The sequence below is a fragment of the Bacillus thuringiensis genome (genome assembly GCF_001455345.1).
GTDB lineage: Bacteria > Bacillota > Bacilli > Bacillales > Bacillaceae_G > Bacillus_A > Bacillus_A thuringiensis_N.
Genome location: NZ_CP013274.1, coordinates 4,096,511 through 4,112,448 on the forward strand (window position 1 = coordinate 4,096,511; position 15,938 = coordinate 4,112,448).

Here is a 15,938-nt window from a genome sequence, read left to right on the forward strand (position 1 = left end):
ATTACTGGATAGCCTCTGCTGTCTGTTTAAAATGATGCGCTTGCGTAAGTAATTCTTTCGCATGTTCTGTCGTTAAATCTGTAATTTCCACACCCGAAATCATTCGAGCTATTTCTGTTACTTTATCCTCCATAGTTAAAACGGTAACTGACGTAATTGTTCGATCATTCGCTACTTGTTTTCGAATAAATAAATGCGAATCCGCCATTGAAGCTACTTGAGGTAAGTGCGTAATACAAAGTACTTGCGAGTTTACTGATACTCTATAAATTTTTTCTGCAATAGCCTGTGCGACCCGGCCACTTACACCCGTATCCACTTCATCAAAAATAACAGATGCAACACCTTGATGCTTAGAAAAAATGCTTTTTAAAGCTAAAATAATACGAGATAACTCTCCACCAGAAGCGACTTTTGAAAGTGGTTTTAGCGGCTCACCTGGATTTGTTGAAATATAAAATTCCACATGATCGTAGCCATCCGCCGTAAGTCTTACCGGCGCTCCCTCCACAAGTGGCTCTTCTGCATTTCCTTCTCGCTTCATAATTCTCACTTCAAATTTTGTTTTTTCCATGTATAATTCTTTTAATTCCTGATGAATGGCATTTGTAAGGTGCTCTGCAAGCTCATGACGCATATTACTTAACAACGTTGCTTCTTTCAGAATAACACTTTCTAATTCCTTTAACTGCTTCTTCGTCGTTTCAATATGAACGTCTTTATTTTCAATCGTAAAAATTTCCTGTTCAATTTTATCAGCATACGCTAAAATCTCTTCTACAGTATTTCCATATTTTCTCTTTAGCATACGAATCTCATTCAAACGTGTTTCGATTTCATCTAAACGATTTGGATCATATTCCATCATATCGAGCTTTTCTCTCAGTTGATAGGCAACCTCTTCTAATAAGTAATAGCTATTTGCAATTGAATCATGATTCTCTTGATACACTTCATCTAAATGTGTAATACTTTCCATTTGCCCCATTGCACTTCTTACATTATCTAACCCTTGTCCGTCGGCACTTAACGAACGATATGCATCACCTAACGCTTTATAAATCTTTTCAAAATTAGAAATTTGCAATCGTTCCTCAGTTAATTCATTTTCTTCATCCATCTTTAAATCCGCCTTGCGAATTTCTTCATGTTGAAATTGAATTAAATCTAAGCGATGTGCCATTTGTTGCTCATTTTCACTTAACGATTTCAATTGTTTTTTTAATTTTTCATAGTCAGCGTATACGTTTTGATATATGTCTAATTGTTTAACGATTCGATCCCCATCAAAGTGATCAAGCATAAACAGATGTCGTTCTTCATTCATTAAATCTTGCGTTTCGTGCTGTCCATGAATATCAACAAGTGTTTTCCCAATTTCTTTTAATATGCTAAGTGTAACAAGCTTCCCATTTACACGACATACACTCTTCCCGTTCGCAGCAATATCACGCTTTAAAATAATCATGCCATCTTCTATTTCTATATCTAACTCTTCTGCCTTTTCAATACATGGATGCTTCTCATCTTCAACATAAAATAGCCCTTCAATCTCAGCCTTTTCTGTTCCATATCGAACAAATTCTGCTGACCCACGGCCACCTACAAGTAAACTAATTGCATCAATAATAATCGATTTTCCAGCCCCTGTTTCACCGCTTAAAACCGTTAAACCTTTTTGAAAAGAAATATTTAATGCTTCAATAATAGCAAAGTTTCTAATCGATAATTCCGATAACAATGCCCCATTCACCTCGTTATAAACTAATCCCCTATTAAGGGCTTTTTTCAGTTGTTTATTCAAATAGTCATACTATATGTTTGTATGTATAAATTACTTTTCTAACCGCTCCATTGTACCAAACATTTGTTTTACGGGTCAATCCACCTATTTTCTTATTTTATTCAAAGAAAATATTATATTACAATTAAAAATTCATGTTTTTAACCCATAAAAATATCCTGTTCACTTTCCACTTTACAGAGGAAAGCAAACAAGATTTTTTTGTTACAGCATATTTAAGAAACGATCAGAGACAACACCTGTATCTTCAGGTGTACGGCAAATAATTAAGCAAGTATCATCACCACAGATGGTTCCGATGATCTCATCCCACTCTAAATGATCAATAAGTGCCCCAAGTGAATGAGCGTTACCAGGCAATGTTTTTAGCACAAGCATATGTCCTGCCGTGTCTAATTTTACAAATGAATCCACTAGATTTCGTTTTAATTTTTGTAACGGGTTAAATCGTTGATCTGCTGGCAAGCTATATTTATAGCGCCCATCATGTAATGGCACCTTCACTAAGTGCAGTTCTTTAATATCGCGCGATACAGTTGCTTGCGTTACATTAAATCCCTCATTACGTAAAATATCAACTAATTCATCTTGTGTTTCAATTTCTTTGTTTGCAATAATTTCCCTGATTTTAATATGGCGCTGACCTTTATTCATACATTTGCACCTCACACTATCTCTTACCATAGTTTAAACATTGGTATACTTCACTTATTTATGTTAACTTATAATTCGTTTCTTGTACACAATTGTTTTTACAATCATTATACAATTACAGCAAAAAGAGGAACAACATATGTTATTCCCCTTTCCCTTTTTGTTTTAGAACGTCATGCGCTTCTGTAACAACTTGCTCTATAGAAATCGGAGAATGATTTTCGCCATTCTCACGTTCACCATGCCATTTCAGATGAATTAAAAATTCAATATTACCATCCCCACCCGTAATTGGTGAGAATGTTAAACCTTCCACATCATAGCCTTCTTTTAAAGCAAACTCGACAATCATTTCTACAACAGCTTCATGTACTTTTCTATCGCGAACGATACCTTTTTTCCCAACTTGCTCTCTTCCAGCTTCAAACTGCGGTTTAATTAACGCTGCTACATCTCCATTAGGCATAAGCATTGTTTTTAAAACTGGCAATATAAGCTTTAATGATATAAATGAAACATCGATACTAGCAAATTGCGGTAAACCACTTTCTAAGTCTGCTGGTGTCACGTAACGGAAGTTTGTCCGTTCCATTACGACAACACGCTCATCTTGGCGCAATTTCCATGCAAGTTGATTGTATCCTACATCTAATGCATAAGATAATTTCGCTCCATTTTGAAGTGCACAATCTGTAAAGCCACCAGTTGATGAACCAATATCTATCATAACTTTATCTTGTAAATCCAGATGAAATGTCTCTAATGCCTTTTCAAGTTTATAACCACCACGGCTTACATACGGCATAACTTGTCCCTTCACCGTAATCTCTGTATCTTGCGGGATTTTCTCTCCTGGCTTATCAAGTCTCATCTCATTCGCATATACAAGTCCGGCCATAATGGCGCGTTTTGCTTTCTCACGTGTTTCTATAAGTCCTCGCTCTACTAATAGTACGTCTACTCTTTCTTTTTTTGCACTCATTTGTTACGCCCTTTTTTGTTTTGATGGAATCATTGTATGAATACGGTCTACAACAGCATCTGTCGTTAAACCAATTTCTTCTAATAATTTTGTTACACTACCGTGCTCTATGAAACGGTCTGGAATACCCATTCTTTCAATTAACGCCCTATGGTACCCGTTCTCAGACGCAAATTCAACTACTCCCGTTCCAAAACCACCGATTAAACACGCTTCTTCAATCGTTAAAATCGGTATATTTTTTCCTAAGAGATCATGTAAATATGCTTCATCCATCGGTTTAATAAAGCGAGCGTTCACTACTTTCACTGAAATTCCAGCCTTTTCAAGACGCTCAGCTGCTTCCATTGCCATTGGTATTGTCGTACCAAATGTTAAAATAGCCGCTTGTGTACCTTCTTTTAACGTTTCCCATGAACCGATTGGAATCGCCTTTAGTTCTTCATCCATATGAACACCAAGTCCATTACCACGCGCATAACGTAATGCGATTGGTCCATCTTCATATTGCATCGCCGTATATACTAAATGTTGCCCTTCATTTTCATCTTTTGGCATCATAAGTACCATATTCGGCAAGTGACGTAAGAATGAGATGTCAAATACACCTTGATGCGTTTCACCATCTGCTCCTACTAAACCAGAGCGATCGATTCCGATGAAAACATTTAAATTTTGACGGCATATATCATGAACAACTTGGTCATATGCTCTTTGTAAAAATGTTGAATAAATCGCTAGGAATGGCTTCATACCTTGCGTTGCCATACCCGCTGCCATTGTTGTAGCATGCTGTTCTGCAATACCTACATCAATCATACGATCTGGGAATTCTTTTTGGAATTTCTCAAGTTTCGATCCAACAGGCATTGCAGGTGTAATTGCAACGATACGCTCATCCGTTCTCGCTAGCTTAAGTACTGTTTCACTAACAACAGCACTCCATGCTGGTGCAACTTCTTTCGGTTTAACGAAGTCACCTGATTCAATTTTATAAGGTCCTGTTCCATGCCAAGTACCAATAACATCACTCTCAGCTGGTTTGTAACCTTTTCCTTTTTTCGTAATAACATGAACAAGCACTGGGCCTTTTGTTTTCTTTGCATATTGCAACGTTTCGAATAACTTTTCATAATCATGTCCGTCGACTGGACCTAAATATGTAAATCCTAACTCTTCGAAAAAGACACCGGATACTAATAAATATTTAAGACTATCTTTTATTTTCTCTGCTGTCGCAGCAACTTTCCCGCCAACTGCTGGGATTTTCTTCAATATATACTCTAGTTCGTCTTTTACCCAATGGTATTTTCCTGCGGTACGTAGACGTCCAAGAACATTATGAAGTGCACCAACGTTTGGCGCAATTGACATTTCATTATCATTCAAAATAACAATCATGTCTGTTTTTTCATGTCCAATATGGTTCAATGCTTCTAAAGCCATTCCGCCCGTTAAAGCACCATCACCAATGATTGGTATAACATATTCTTTCGTTTTCTTTAAATCACGTGCTAGAGCCATTCCCATTGCAGCAGATAATGATGTTGAGCTATGGCCAGTTTCCCACACATCGTGCTCACTCTCGCAACGTTTTGGGAAACCACATAGACCTTGATATTGCCTTAATGTGCCGAATTCTTTCGCACGTCCTGTCAAAATTTTATGTACATAGGATTGATGTCCTACGTCCCATAAAAATTTATCTTTCGGACTATCAAATAATTTATGCAGAGCAATTGTGAGTTCTACTACACCTAAATTAGGTGCAATATGTCCACCTGTTTGAGAGAGCTCTTCAATTAAAAACTTACGAATATCCTCACTCAATTCCTCTAGTTCATTAATAGACATATCTTTCAAAAAACTAGGGTTTTGAATTTGCGTTAGATCCACACGGATCACTCACTTTCATTTCATAATCTGTCAACATGTCAAATATTATAAAAAACATTTACACCAAACAAGAAATTCTCTTTTTTATCTTTTACCTTATCCTGCTATTACCCAGTCTATTGCGCCCTAAACCTATTATAAACCATATTTCTTTAGGCGATGAAAAAAATAGCCGCTAACACGAAGTGATAACGGCAATGTAATCTACATATATTTTTGCCAATAACAAGAAAAGAAAAACCTTTCCTACATTTATATCATAAAATGATAAATGACTCAACAAATGAAAACGCTGTTATATTAGTTATTACGTTTTGCAATCAAATCGCAAATAGATAGTAAATATTCATCTTGTAATTGCAAGGAACCAATAGCATCTTTTGCTTTTGCAATTGTTTCTTCTAAAATATCCTTCGCTCTATCTATAGTAAATAACGTCGTATATGTGCTCTTTTCGTTGGAAACATCACTACCAATCGGTTTTCCAATCTCTTCTTCGGTTCCTTCCACATCTAAAATATCATCTCGAATTTGGAAAGCTAGGCCGATATATTTTGCAAACGCAAGTAACTTTTCTTCCTGCTCTTCTGTAGCATCAGAAAGGATCGACCCTGCGAGCACCGCGAATTCAAGTAGTTTCCCGGTCTTATGCTTATGGATGTACTCTAGTTCATCAAGCGTAAGCTGTTTTCCTTCAGCTTCCATATCTGCCACTTGTCCGCCAACCATTCCTTCTGGCCCTGCCGCTTTTGCAAGCTCAAGTACAAGTCTTACTTTTTTCTCAGCAGAGATTTCCTTTTGCTCATATGCCATAATAACTTGAAACGCATACGTCAATAGACCATCGCCTGCTAAAACTGCCATCGCTTCACCAAATACTTTATGATTTGTAGGCTTCCCTCTTCTTAAATCATCATCATCCATACAAGGTAAATCATCATGAACTAACGAGTATGTATGTATCATTTCAAGAGCACAAGCTGCACCTACTCCAAGATTTCTGTCTTTACCAAACGCTTGTAATGTTGCAAATACAAGTAACGGGCGGAGACGCTTTCCACCCGCTTCCAAAGAATATGCCATCGCTTCACGAAGTACATTTGGACATTGCAATTCATTTGCATAGCTTACAAGCTTCTCTTCTACGAAAGTTTTACTTTCTTTCAAAAAAGTATCAAAAGCAATTGTCACTATGCTTCATCTCCTAAAGCAGTAAACGGTTCAAGCTCTCCATCTTCCCCAAGAATAACTGCCATTTGTTCTTGTACGTTCTTCAACTTCTCATCACAAAGCTTAGATAATTCCATACCCTCTTTAAAATAAGAAATTGCTTCTTCTAAAGGTACGTCACCTTGCTCTAGCTTAGAAACGAGATGCTCAAGTTGCGAAATTGCCTCTTCAAAGCTTAATTTATTTTCCATTATTCAATTCACGCTCCTCTATGCCTGATACGCTACAATCTAGTATTCCATCTTGTAATTGAACTGAAACAGCATCTCCAAGGCTGACATCTTTCACACTTTTTAACACTTGCTTCTCTTCATCATATACAAGCCCGTACCCTCTCATCATTACTTTAAGCGGACTTAGCGCTTCAAGTTTTTGAGCAGCTCTTACAAAGGCAAATTCTTTCGTTTGAAGTAATGTTTGCATTTCACGTTGCAATTGCTTTTGCAATGTTTCAACTGCTACCTTTGTTTGCATAATTTTTTGAGATGGGTGGTGCTTCTCTAAATAAAATGAAAGCTGTTTTAACTGATTTACCTTTTTATCAATATAGCGCTCTTTCGCTAACACAAGCTGTTCTAACGCTCTATCCAATTGCTCTTCTTTTTGCTCATATACTTGTCTTGGATAACGAAACGCATAAGATTTTTGCAATACTTGTAGTTTTTCTTCTTTTTTATGTACTAACTCTCTCATTGCTCTTTGCAATCTTAGAGTTCTTTGTAATACCTTTTCTTGTAACTCTATAATGTTAGGCGCTGCCAGTTCAGCCGCTGCAGTCGGTGTTGGCGCTCGTAAATCAGCAACAAAATCCGCAATTGTAAAGTCTGTTTCATGACCTACTGCTGAAATAATAGGGATTTCACTCTTGAAAATGGCCCTTGCAACCGTTTCTTCATTAAACGCCCATAATTCCTCAATAGAGCCTCCACCGCGCCCAACGATTAGGACATCTATCTCTTCCATTTCATTCGCTGTACGAATCGCTTGTACAATCGAGGGAGCTGCTGACTCCCCCTGTACAAGTACTGGAAACACAATAATATTTCCAATTGGATAACGCCGTTTAATCGTTGTTATAATATCACGAATTGCTGCCCCTGTTGGTGACGTAATCACACCTATTGTTTTAGCATAAGGAGGAATTGTTTTTTTATAAACTTGAGAAAACAAGCCTTCTTCCTCTAAACGAACCTTTAGTTGTTCGTAAGCTAGATGCAGGTTTCCGATTCCGTCAGGCTGCATGTCTTGAATATAAATTTGATAAGAACCACTCGCCTCGTAAACAGAGATTTTCCCTTTCACGAGTACCTTCATCCCATTTTCAGGTCTGAATTTAATATTACGATTATGACCCGCAAACATAACCGCTGCGATTCTTGCATTTTCATCTTTTAATGTAAAATACATGTGGCCACGGCTATGATTTTTAAAGTTGGAAATTTCACCTTTTAACCAAACAGACTGCAAATGCGGGTCATATTCTATTTTTGTTTTTATATAGCGCGTTAACGCTGTAACGGTTAAATATTGTTTCTCCATTTCTCTCTCCTCATAGCCGACTCAAATTATTTACAAACGACACCTGCACGTTTAGCAGATTCAACAGTATTATGAAGAAGCATTGTGATTGTCATTGGACCAACGCCTTTTGGCACAGGTGTAATGTAACCTGCAACATCTAACACGTTGTCAAAGTCAACATCGCCACAAAGTTTACCTGTTTCTAAACGGTTTACACCAACGTCGATTACAACCGCTCCTTCTTTAATATAATCAGCTGTTACCATTTTAGGTCGTCCAACAGCTACGATTAAAATATCAGCTAGCTTCGTTAACTCTTTCATATTTTGCGTCTTAGAATGACAATATGTGACAGTTGCATTTTCATTTAAGAACAATTGTCCCACTGGCTTGCCAACAATATTACTTCTTCCAACTACTACAACATGTTTTCCTGAGATATCAAGGTTTGTTTCTTTTACTAATTCTACAATACCGTGCGGTGTACATGGAAGGAATGTATCTTGTCCCGTCATCATGCGTCCCACACTGATTGGGTGAAATCCATCTACATCTTTTTCTGGTGAAATTCTTTCAATGATAGCTTTTTCTTCAATATGTTTTGGTAAAGGTAATTGCACTAATATACCATTAATACGGTCATCGCCATTTAAGCGATCGATTTCAGCAAGTAAACGCTCCTCCGTAATTGTTTCAGGAAGTTCAATTAGCTCTGAATAGATTCCTACTTGTTCACAGCCCTTTTCTTTTCCTTTTACATAAGAACGAGACGCTGGATCTTCTCCAACTAGAATAACTGCTAATCCTGGTACAATCCCTTGCTCTTTCAACTTCACAACTTCTTCTGTTAATTGTGCTCGTTTTTTCTCCGCAACTTCATTTCCTTTGATGATTACTGCTACCATTTTAAGATTCCCCCTTAAAGAAATTACAGTGTATCTTTTATATTAGATAAAACGCCGTTAATAAAACGACGAGATTCCTCATCCCCAAATGTTTTAGCAATTTCAATTGCTTCGTTAATTGTTACGTTGTGTGGAATTTCTTCCATGTATTTCATTTCATACACAGCTACACGTAAAATACTGCGATCAACAATACTAATACGCTCAAGCTTCCATTTTTTTAAGTTTTGACGAATCGCTTCATCAATTACTTCTTTATTTTCTACAAAACCTACTACAAGTGATTCTAGAAATTCATTTGTTTCTTCACCTTCATCTAGCGTGTTTTCCACAGCTACTTTCGGTTCTAATTCACCTGTAATATCCATTTGATATAATGCTTGCATCGCTCTTTCTCTAGCCGTCCTACGTTTCATTGTAACTCTCCTTTATGCTTCAAGTCTTTCCTTATGCTTTGTTATATTATTATAATTTATAAGCCGTCAATTCACTTACTCTTACAGTTTTCATTGATTTTCCAACCTTATAATACAATGATAATAACACAATTTATCGTTTCACACACGGGTTACAAGGCTGAAAAATAATAAAAAGATTAACTTCAAGTTCCATATCTTATCACAATGTACGTTTTTTGGAAAAACGAAACATTTCCTTTTTGTTTTCTTATTTTTTGAAATAGTATAATAATTAGAGGGTTTTAATTTGTGAAGAAATGAAACGATAAAAAAGGTGCCTATGTTACTAGGCACCTTTTTCATTCTTACACTGGTTCGATTTCTGTTTTTTGTGTTTCGAATGTTACGCCAACGATGTGAACATTCACTTCTTTTGGCTCAAGCCCTGTCATTGTAAAGAGCGCCTGGCGAATGTTGTCTTGAATTTTTTGTGCAACAACTGGAATTGCTACGCCAAAGTACATCACAACATAAAGGTCAACGATAATATCTTCGTTTGCTAATTCAACCTTTACACCTTTACCATGATTTTTCTTACCTAACTTCTCAACAACATCTGTAGCAAAATTACCACGCATTGCCGCTACACCTTCTACCTCAGCAGCTGCAATACCTGCGATTACTTCAATTACTTCTGGTGCAATTTCTACTTTACCAAGAGTTGTATCTTGACCCATATCTAACATATGTTCAGCCATGAAAAAAAACCTCCTTTAATGTATCACTGCGTCACAAGTTCATGCTCTTCCAAAAATTTCGTATTAAACTCACCTTTTACAAAATCAGGATGATCTAGCAATTGCAAATGGAACGGGATTGTTGTATGTACGCCTTCAATGACAAACTCACTGAGTGCACGCTTCATTTTTGCAATTGCCTCTTCACGTGTTTTTCCGTGAACAATTAATTTAGCAACCATCGAATCATAGAAAGGTGGGATTGAATATCCCGGATATACAGCTGAATCGACGCGAATACCAAATCCGCCTGGTGGCAAGTACATTTCTACTTTACCCGGAGATGGCATAAATTTTTTGGCAGGGTTTTCCGCATTAATTCGGCATTCAATTGCCCAACCGTTAAATTGTACTTCTTCTTGCTGTAACGATAACTTTTCTCCAGAAGCAACACGAATTTGTTCTTTAATTAAATCCATCCCTGTTACCATTTCAGTAACCGGATGCTCAACTTGAATTCTCGTATTCATCTCCATGAAATAAAAGGTTTTCGTTTTATATTCATAAATAAACTCAACCGTACCAGCACCTGTATAATCAACCGCTACCGCCGCTTTTACTGCCGCCTCACCCATCTGCTTGCGCACATTTTCATCAAGTGCAGGTGATGGGCTTTCTTCTAGTAGTTTTTGCAAGCGGCGCTGAATTGTACAATCACGCTCTCCTAAATGAATGGCATTTCCGTGTGTATCTGCCATTATTTGAATCTCAACATGGCGGAAATCTTCAACGTACTTTTCTAAGTATACACCAGGGTTCCCAAAAGCGGTACTAGCTTCTTGCTGTGTAATTTGAATTCCTTTTACAAGCTCTTCTTCATGGCGTGCAACACGAATACCTTTTCCACCGCCACCTGCAGTCGCTTTAATAATAACTGGATATCCAATTTGATTAGCAAGTTCAATCGCTTCTTCGGTATTTTTAATAATCCCTTGTGAACCTGGTACAATCGGAACCCCTGCTTCTTTCATTGTATCACGAGCAACGTCTTTTGTGCCCATCTTTGAAATAGCTTCTGGACTTGGGCCGATAAAAATTAAGTTACATTCACGGCATAACTCTGCGAAATCTGCATTCTCTGCTAAAAATCCGTATCCCGGATGAATAGCATCGCAACCTGTTAACTTCGCAACACTAATAATGTTCGTTAAATTTAAATAGCTTTCTTTCGAAACGGTTGGCCCTACACAATACGCCTCATCTGCAATTTGTACGTGAAGTGACTCTTTATCTGCTTCTGAATAAATTGCGACTGTTTCAATATCCATTTCTTTACAAGCACGAATAATTCGTACAGCAATTTCCCCACGATTGGCTATTAATACTTTTTTTATCATCACAAAGACTCCCTTATTACGCTTTCACAAGAAATAGCGGTTGTCCATACTCAACAAGCTGTCCGTTATTAACAAGAATCTCAACAATTTCGCCATCTACATCAGCATCGATTTCGTTAAATAATTTCATAGCCTCAACAATGCATACGATAGAATCTTTCGATACTCTATCCCCTACACTTACATATGGAGGTGTATCCGGCGAAGAAGAAGAATAGAATGTACCTACCATCGGTGATGTAATTTTATGTAGGTTTTCATTTTGAACAGCTTTTTTCTCTTCTTGTTTTGGCACTTCCACTTGCGCTGCCGCTACTGCTGTTTCAACTTCAACAGGTGCCACTGGTTGAACGGCTTGTTTTGCTGCAGGTGCTTGCACCGCAACAACTTCATTACCACGCTTTTTCATTTTGATTGTCGTACCATCTTTTTTGTATTCAAATTCATCAATATTAGAGCTATCAATTAATTTAATTAATTCACGAACTTCTTGAATTTTAAACATGTAAAATCCACTCCCATACTCTTGTTTGTCCCGTTTTTACAGATTCTCGTCATTTAAACTAGATTGACTGTAAAAATACGATGTACTCTATTAGAAAATGCATTTCATTTACTAATAGAAATAGTTACTATTTCCATCTTACGATAAATTTTTTAAACATTCCAATTTATATTTCTTTATAATAAATCGAAACTCCTGTAAAAATATTATTCCAATAAAAATTTATTACCTAGTAATAATACCAAGTTTCACACAAAATTGGCAAGACCACTTACTAAAAAACATTCCTTACTTTTTCAAAATGCTACAGAGTAAACATATAATTACCGCCTCATTATTCACCTCATCTGTAGTCAATAACATATTTTTACCAAATATTATTTTTTTGTTTACACGTCGTTCATCATTCCTTCATATAAGAATAGTATGTTCAAAGTGTAGAAAATATATCGTATCGAGGTGTGGACATATGATATGGCTCATTCTCTTCTTACCTGCCGTAATGGTCTGGGCATTCGTTCTCTTCATCCACGTCAAATCTGGGAAAAGTAATCATCGCTACCATGAACCGCTAATCTTTTACTCACAACGTATTTCTCCGTTCCGAGTTGAGCATAGTAAAAACAACTACAAAGACGAAACAGAAAAAAGCTATCGAAAATGATAGCTTTTTTCTATTATTATTTTTATCTAACTATTTTCAAACAATCCGATTCGTAAAAGCTAATAATCCGCGGAGGATTTCCCCGCGGATTATTAGCTTTTATTTTGCTGGTGGATCAAATTTCACACCTACATCTTTTGATCCGCCTTCACTTCTTACAAGTTGTATAATTTTATTCGCTTCTTTTTGTGAATGTTTTGCTGCTTTTACAGTTACTCTAATGTCAGTTCCGTCAGCTCTTACAAGGGCATCTTTATATCCTCCTTGAGACTTAATTACTGTCTCAAGTAATTCTTGTTTCGTTTCCATTGTAGTGATTGCATCAAAATTATCTTTTGCTTTACTCTTTTCTGTTGCTGAAGATTTTGTTGAATTCATCACTTCTTGTAATTTTGCTTTTTGTTCACTTCGCTGATCTTCCATTTGCATACGTAATGCTGTGAAATTTTCATCACTTGATTGAACTGTTACATTAGCATCTTTCTTACTTGTTTCTTTTGTAGCGCTCTCTTTTTTGTCTGTTTCTTTATTTGTTTCTTTATTTGATGTTTCCTTGCTTGTAGTTTCTTTTTTTGGCGTTTCTTTAGGTGCTTCATTTGTTACTGCTTTATCAGTACCTTGTTTTTCTTGTCCAATCTTTTCGCCTGTTGCCGGCGATGCTGTATTCATTTTGTCAGGAGTTGTTACGTAATACACTGATAGTACAACAACTAAACTTAACATCGTTAATAACCAAACCGTTTGTTTTTTTAACACTTTATTTCCTCCCTATCAATTTTTCGGTGAAACTGAAACGCGATGGGCTGGTACATCTAGTAGTCGTATTACAGCTTCTTTTACCATCGCTTTAACTTGTATATTATCCACTCCTTTTGCTACGACAAGAACACCTCGTACTTTCGGTTTCTCTGTTCGTAAGACAACGGGAGTTTCTTTATCACCTTCACGTATGATGACAGTCTTTTCATCAAGAGACTCGTCTTCTACTTTCCTCTGACCACCTGTTTTATCTGTTTCACCTGTTGTTTCTGAACGTTTCACTGTATTTTTTTCTAATATTTTTTCTTCTGATGAATCTAAATTCACTTTAATCGTTACATCTTTTACTCCTGACATTTCTTCTAAGGCTGCTTTTAATTCTTGTTCATACGCTTTTTCATACTTTTCTACATTTGACATACTATCGTTATTTTTTTGTCCAAAAGTTGGTACGTCTTTTTCTTGATTTTGAGTTTTTTGTTCTTTAAATACAGGTACTTCTTCTTTTTTACTTGAAAAGAGACTACTAGAAAACATAAGCAAAATTCCAAGTATGAGTAGGACAAGTAAAAACTTAGGTGTTACCTTTTTTCCCTTCTCATTGCTTTCTTTTTCATCCCCATTCAATAAGTTTCGAAAAAATGAGAACCTCGAATTTTTATCTTTATTGTCCATTTACTCTACCTGTCCTCCCTTCCATTTGAACTTGGATTTGTTTATTCTCTAGTTGCCACCTGCCTGAAAAGAAATCTTTCATTTCTACATTCGTTTCTTCTACTTTTTTCGGAGGTTCTTTCGTATTAATTTCAACCGGCTTTACTGTTTCGATTGCATCATTTTTACTAAGTTCTTTTTCTTTCAACGTCACAACAACAGATTGAATATCTTTCGCTGATTTTACTTCCGCTGTACTTTCTACTGCGACTATTTGTATTTCAGAGACTGTCATACCATATTTTTTCTCGAACTCTTTTCCTACTTCTTTTTTCATTTTGGTAGCCATCTCTTCTAAACTATATGCACGTGTTAGAGCTTGTATTTCTTTTTTCTTCGAATCTATTGAATTTTTTACAGATCCTTCTGCTACATACTTCTCTTCATTAAAATTCCCGATTACTTCATTTACATCTGTTTGCAATAGTTTAAAAAGAGGAGTTAAAATTAATACAACTAATAATAGACTTACAACGAATTTAACGTACTTTTGCAAATTAGAATTTGGAAGAATAAGATGAAGCATTGTCGCTAAGAGTAAAAATACGATAATATTTCTAATCCACTCTGTAACAAATTGCATACCCTTCACCTCCTACCGCATCATAAGTGTAATGTTCCCTGCAGCAATAATGATTGTGATACTTAAAAAGAACATAAACGATACGATAGCTAAGCAAGCAAATACATAAATGATGCTCCGTCCAATGATATCTAAACATTGAATAATTGCTCCGCCGCCAACTGGTTGTAATACTGCTGCTGCGAACTTATAAATAAACGCGATACAAAAAATTTGAATCGCTGGAAAAGCGACAATTAAACATAAAATGACGAGCCCGATAATTCCGACTGTGTTTTTTAATAATCCCGACGCACTAATAACTGTGTCTGCCGCCTCTGTAAACATTCTTCCTACTACGGGAATAAAGTTCCCTGTTACAAATTTAGCAGTTTTCACAGCGATTCCATCAGCAACAGCTGTCGCTGTTCCTTGTACAGATAATACCCCTAAAAAAATCGTTAAAAAAATACCGATAATCCCAACGCTAACGTTTTGCAGAAGCTTGGACAATTTCGTAACTTTATATTGATCACTCATCGTACTTACAATACTTAATATCGTTGCAAGTAGTAAAAGTGGTAGAACGATATAATTCATCAAAAGTCCGCTCGTATTCATTAAGAAGATGATAATCGGATGAAAAAACGATACGGATACAACACCGCCCCCAGTTGCTATGAGTGCAAGCAAGATTGGCAATAGCGCTAATATGAAATCTACCATTGTTTGTATCGTTTCTCTTGCATATGTCATAACGACATAAAAACTATTTAAAGCGAAAATAATAAGTACCATATATACAACCGCATCAGCAATTTTACTTACGCTACTCTTTGAAAATGCCGATTGCAGTGATTGCAACAATGCACTAAAAATTGTGAGCATAATGAGCGTTCCAAGTAGCTTCCCATTTGCAACAAGCTCATGAAATAAATACTTTAATAAACCAAGCATCCACTCTTTTATAGAAATCTCTTTTTCTCCCTTTACAAACTCCATAAAGCTACCTTTTTGACTCTCTGGTAAGTAACCCCCATATTTTGTAACAAGCCCGTCCCAAAATTGCTTCACATCTTCAATTCCGAGCTTATCCAATTGTTGATCGACGACGTTTGTTTCTACAGGAGAAGCTTGTACAACAACTGGTAAAGAAAAGAAAAGGAAGCAAGCAAATAGCAGCTTAGCTCCAAACCCCCTCAACATTCAC

17 protein-coding genes are annotated in these 15,938 nt (G+C 36.5%); 1 reads left to right on the top strand and 16 read right to left on the bottom strand.

All coding sequences use genetic code 11. The annotated features are described in order from the left end of the window. Position 1 precedes the first annotated feature (1 nt). From recN to accB, 12 genes are all read right to left on the bottom strand, one after another. A complete protein-coding gene (recN, locus tag ATN06_RS21285) occupies positions 2-1,741 on the bottom strand; it encodes a DNA repair protein RecN (RefSeq protein ID WP_000947767.1) in 1,740 nt (579 codons plus the stop codon). A gap of 267 nt (positions 1,742-2,008) precedes the next feature. Continuing rightward, positions 2,009-2,458, bottom strand: coding sequence for an arginine repressor ArgR (argR, locus tag ATN06_RS21290; RefSeq protein WP_001032581.1), 450 nt, complete (start codon positions 2,456-2,458; stop codon positions 2,009-2,011). Between the two features lie 142 nt (positions 2,459-2,600). Next, entirely contained in the window at positions 2,601-3,440 is an 840-nt protein-coding gene (locus ATN06_RS21295; protein ID WP_060632226.1) for a TlyA family RNA methyltransferase, read from the bottom strand. Positions 3,441-3,443: 3 nt separating this feature from the next. Further along, on the bottom strand, positions 3,444-5,336 hold the full coding sequence (gene dxs / locus ATN06_RS21300; RefSeq protein WP_060632227.1) for a 1-deoxy-D-xylulose-5-phosphate synthase: 1,893 nt from the start codon (positions 5,334-5,336) through the stop codon (positions 3,444-3,446). Between the two features lie 300 nt (positions 5,337-5,636). Then, complete coding sequence (gene ispA / locus ATN06_RS21305) at positions 5,637-6,527, bottom strand: (2E,6E)-farnesyl diphosphate synthase (protein WP_060632228.1); 891 nt, start codon at positions 6,525-6,527, stop codon at positions 5,637-5,639. After that, positions 6,527-6,757, bottom strand: a complete 231-nt coding sequence (xseB, locus tag ATN06_RS21310) for an exodeoxyribonuclease VII small subunit (protein WP_000428423.1) — start codon at positions 6,755-6,757, stop codon at positions 6,527-6,529. Before xseB ends, ispA begins: the two co-directional genes overlap by 1 nt. Next, positions 6,747-8,105 carry an exodeoxyribonuclease VII large subunit gene (gene xseA / locus ATN06_RS21315; RefSeq protein ID WP_060632229.1) on the bottom strand — a complete coding sequence of 453 codons (1,359 nt, stop codon included), beginning with the start codon at positions 8,103-8,105 and terminating at the stop codon, positions 6,747-6,749. Before xseA ends, xseB begins: the two co-directional genes overlap by 11 nt. Before the next feature lie 26 nt (positions 8,106-8,131). Further along, a complete protein-coding gene (gene folD / locus ATN06_RS21320; protein ID WP_060632230.1) occupies positions 8,132-8,992 on the bottom strand; it encodes a bifunctional methylenetetrahydrofolate dehydrogenase/methenyltetrahydrofolate cyclohydrolase FolD in 861 nt (286 codons plus the stop codon). Positions 8,993-9,015: 23 nt separating this feature from the next. Then, entirely contained in the window at positions 9,016-9,408 is a 393-nt protein-coding gene (nusB, locus tag ATN06_RS21325) for a N utilization substance protein NusB (RefSeq protein WP_000830249.1), read from the bottom strand. Positions 9,409-9,755: 347 nt separating this feature from the next. After that, positions 9,756-10,148 (bottom strand): Asp23/Gls24 family envelope stress response protein, encoded by a 393-nt coding sequence (locus tag ATN06_RS21330; protein WP_000807630.1) that lies wholly within the window; start codon positions 10,146-10,148, stop codon positions 9,756-9,758. Positions 10,149-10,171: 23 nt separating this feature from the next. Then, the gene (accC, locus tag ATN06_RS21335) at positions 10,172-11,524 is read right to left on the bottom strand and encodes an acetyl-CoA carboxylase biotin carboxylase subunit (protein ID WP_060632231.1); all 1,353 of its coding nucleotides are present in this window, start codon (positions 11,522-11,524) and stop codon (positions 10,172-10,174) included. Positions 11,525-11,540: 16 nt separating this feature from the next. Then, positions 11,541-12,029 (bottom strand): acetyl-CoA carboxylase biotin carboxyl carrier protein, encoded by a 489-nt coding sequence (accB, locus tag ATN06_RS21340; protein ID WP_060632232.1) that lies wholly within the window; start codon positions 12,027-12,029, stop codon positions 11,541-11,543. A gap of 469 nt (positions 12,030-12,498) precedes the next feature. On the opposite strand from accB, the gene ATN06_RS21345 reads away from it, so the two are divergent. Next, positions 12,499-12,693, top strand: coding sequence for a hypothetical protein (locus tag ATN06_RS21345; RefSeq protein WP_033678013.1), 195 nt, complete (start codon positions 12,499-12,501; stop codon positions 12,691-12,693). Positions 12,694-12,792: 99 nt separating this feature from the next. Here the strand turns inward: ATN06_RS21345 and ATN06_RS21350 are convergent, their stop codons facing one another. Genes ATN06_RS21350 through spoIIIAE form a run of 4 tightly spaced genes read right to left on the bottom strand, consistent with a single transcriptional unit; the run spans position 12,793 to position 15,934 of the window. After that, the gene (locus tag ATN06_RS21350) at positions 12,793-13,449 is read right to left on the bottom strand and encodes a SpoIIIAH-like family protein (RefSeq protein ID WP_060632233.1); all 657 of its coding nucleotides are present in this window, start codon (positions 13,447-13,449) and stop codon (positions 12,793-12,795) included. Between the two features lie 15 nt (positions 13,450-13,464). Then, entirely contained in the window at positions 13,465-14,127 is a 663-nt protein-coding gene (gene spoIIIAG, locus ATN06_RS21355) for a stage III sporulation protein AG (protein ID WP_060632234.1), read from the bottom strand. Next, positions 14,117-14,749 carry a stage III sporulation protein AF gene (gene spoIIIAF, locus ATN06_RS21360; RefSeq protein WP_060632235.1) on the bottom strand — a complete coding sequence of 211 codons (633 nt, stop codon included), beginning with the start codon at positions 14,747-14,749 and terminating at the stop codon, positions 14,117-14,119. Before spoIIIAF ends, spoIIIAG begins: the two co-directional genes overlap by 11 nt. A 12-nt stretch (positions 14,750-14,761) precedes the next feature. Then, entirely contained in the window at positions 14,762-15,934 is a 1,173-nt protein-coding gene (gene spoIIIAE, locus ATN06_RS21365; protein WP_000943695.1) for a stage III sporulation protein AE, read from the bottom strand. Positions 15,935-15,938: the final 4 nt, after the last annotated feature.

Excerpts from the sequence above, each read along its gene's own strand:
- argR (WP_001032581.1), bottom strand. The coding sequence starts at position 2,458 with ATGAATAAAGGTCAGCGCCATATTAAAATCAGGGAAATTATTGCAAAC.
- ATN06_RS21295 (WP_060632226.1), bottom strand. The coding sequence starts at position 3,440 with ATGAGTGCAAAAAAAGAAAGAGTAGACGTACTATTAGTAGAGCGAGGA.
- xseB (WP_000428423.1), bottom strand. The coding sequence starts at position 6,757 with ATGGAAAATAAATTAAGCTTTGAAGAGGCAATTTCGCAACTTGAGCAT.
- xseA (WP_060632229.1), bottom strand. The coding sequence starts at position 8,105 with ATGGAGAAACAATATTTAACCGTTACAGCGTTAACGCGCTATATAAAA.
- folD (WP_060632230.1), bottom strand. The coding sequence starts at position 8,992 with ATGGTAGCAGTAATCATCAAAGGAAATGAAGTTGCGGAGAAAAAACGA.
- nusB (WP_000830249.1), bottom strand. The coding sequence starts at position 9,408 with ATGAAACGTAGGACGGCTAGAGAAAGAGCGATGCAAGCATTATATCAA.
- ATN06_RS21330 (WP_000807630.1), bottom strand. The coding sequence starts at position 10,148 with ATGGCTGAACATATGTTAGATATGGGTCAAGATACAACTCTTGGTAAA.
- accC (WP_060632231.1), bottom strand. The coding sequence starts at position 11,524 with ATGATAAAAAAAGTATTAATAGCCAATCGTGGGGAAATTGCTGTACGA.
- accB (WP_060632232.1), bottom strand. The coding sequence starts at position 12,029 with ATGTTTAAAATTCAAGAAGTTCGTGAATTAATTAAATTAATTGATAGC.
- ATN06_RS21345 (WP_033678013.1), top strand. The coding sequence starts at position 12,499 with ATGATATGGCTCATTCTCTTCTTACCTGCCGTAATGGTCTGGGCATTC.
- spoIIIAG (WP_060632234.1), bottom strand. The coding sequence starts at position 14,127 with ATGGACAATAAAGATAAAAATTCGAGGTTCTCATTTTTTCGAAACTTA.
- spoIIIAF (WP_060632235.1), bottom strand. The coding sequence starts at position 14,749 with ATGCAATTTGTTACAGAGTGGATTAGAAATATTATCGTATTTTTACTC.
- spoIIIAE (WP_000943695.1), bottom strand. The coding sequence starts at position 15,934 with ATGTTGAGGGGGTTTGGAGCTAAGCTGCTATTTGCTTGCTTCCTTTTC.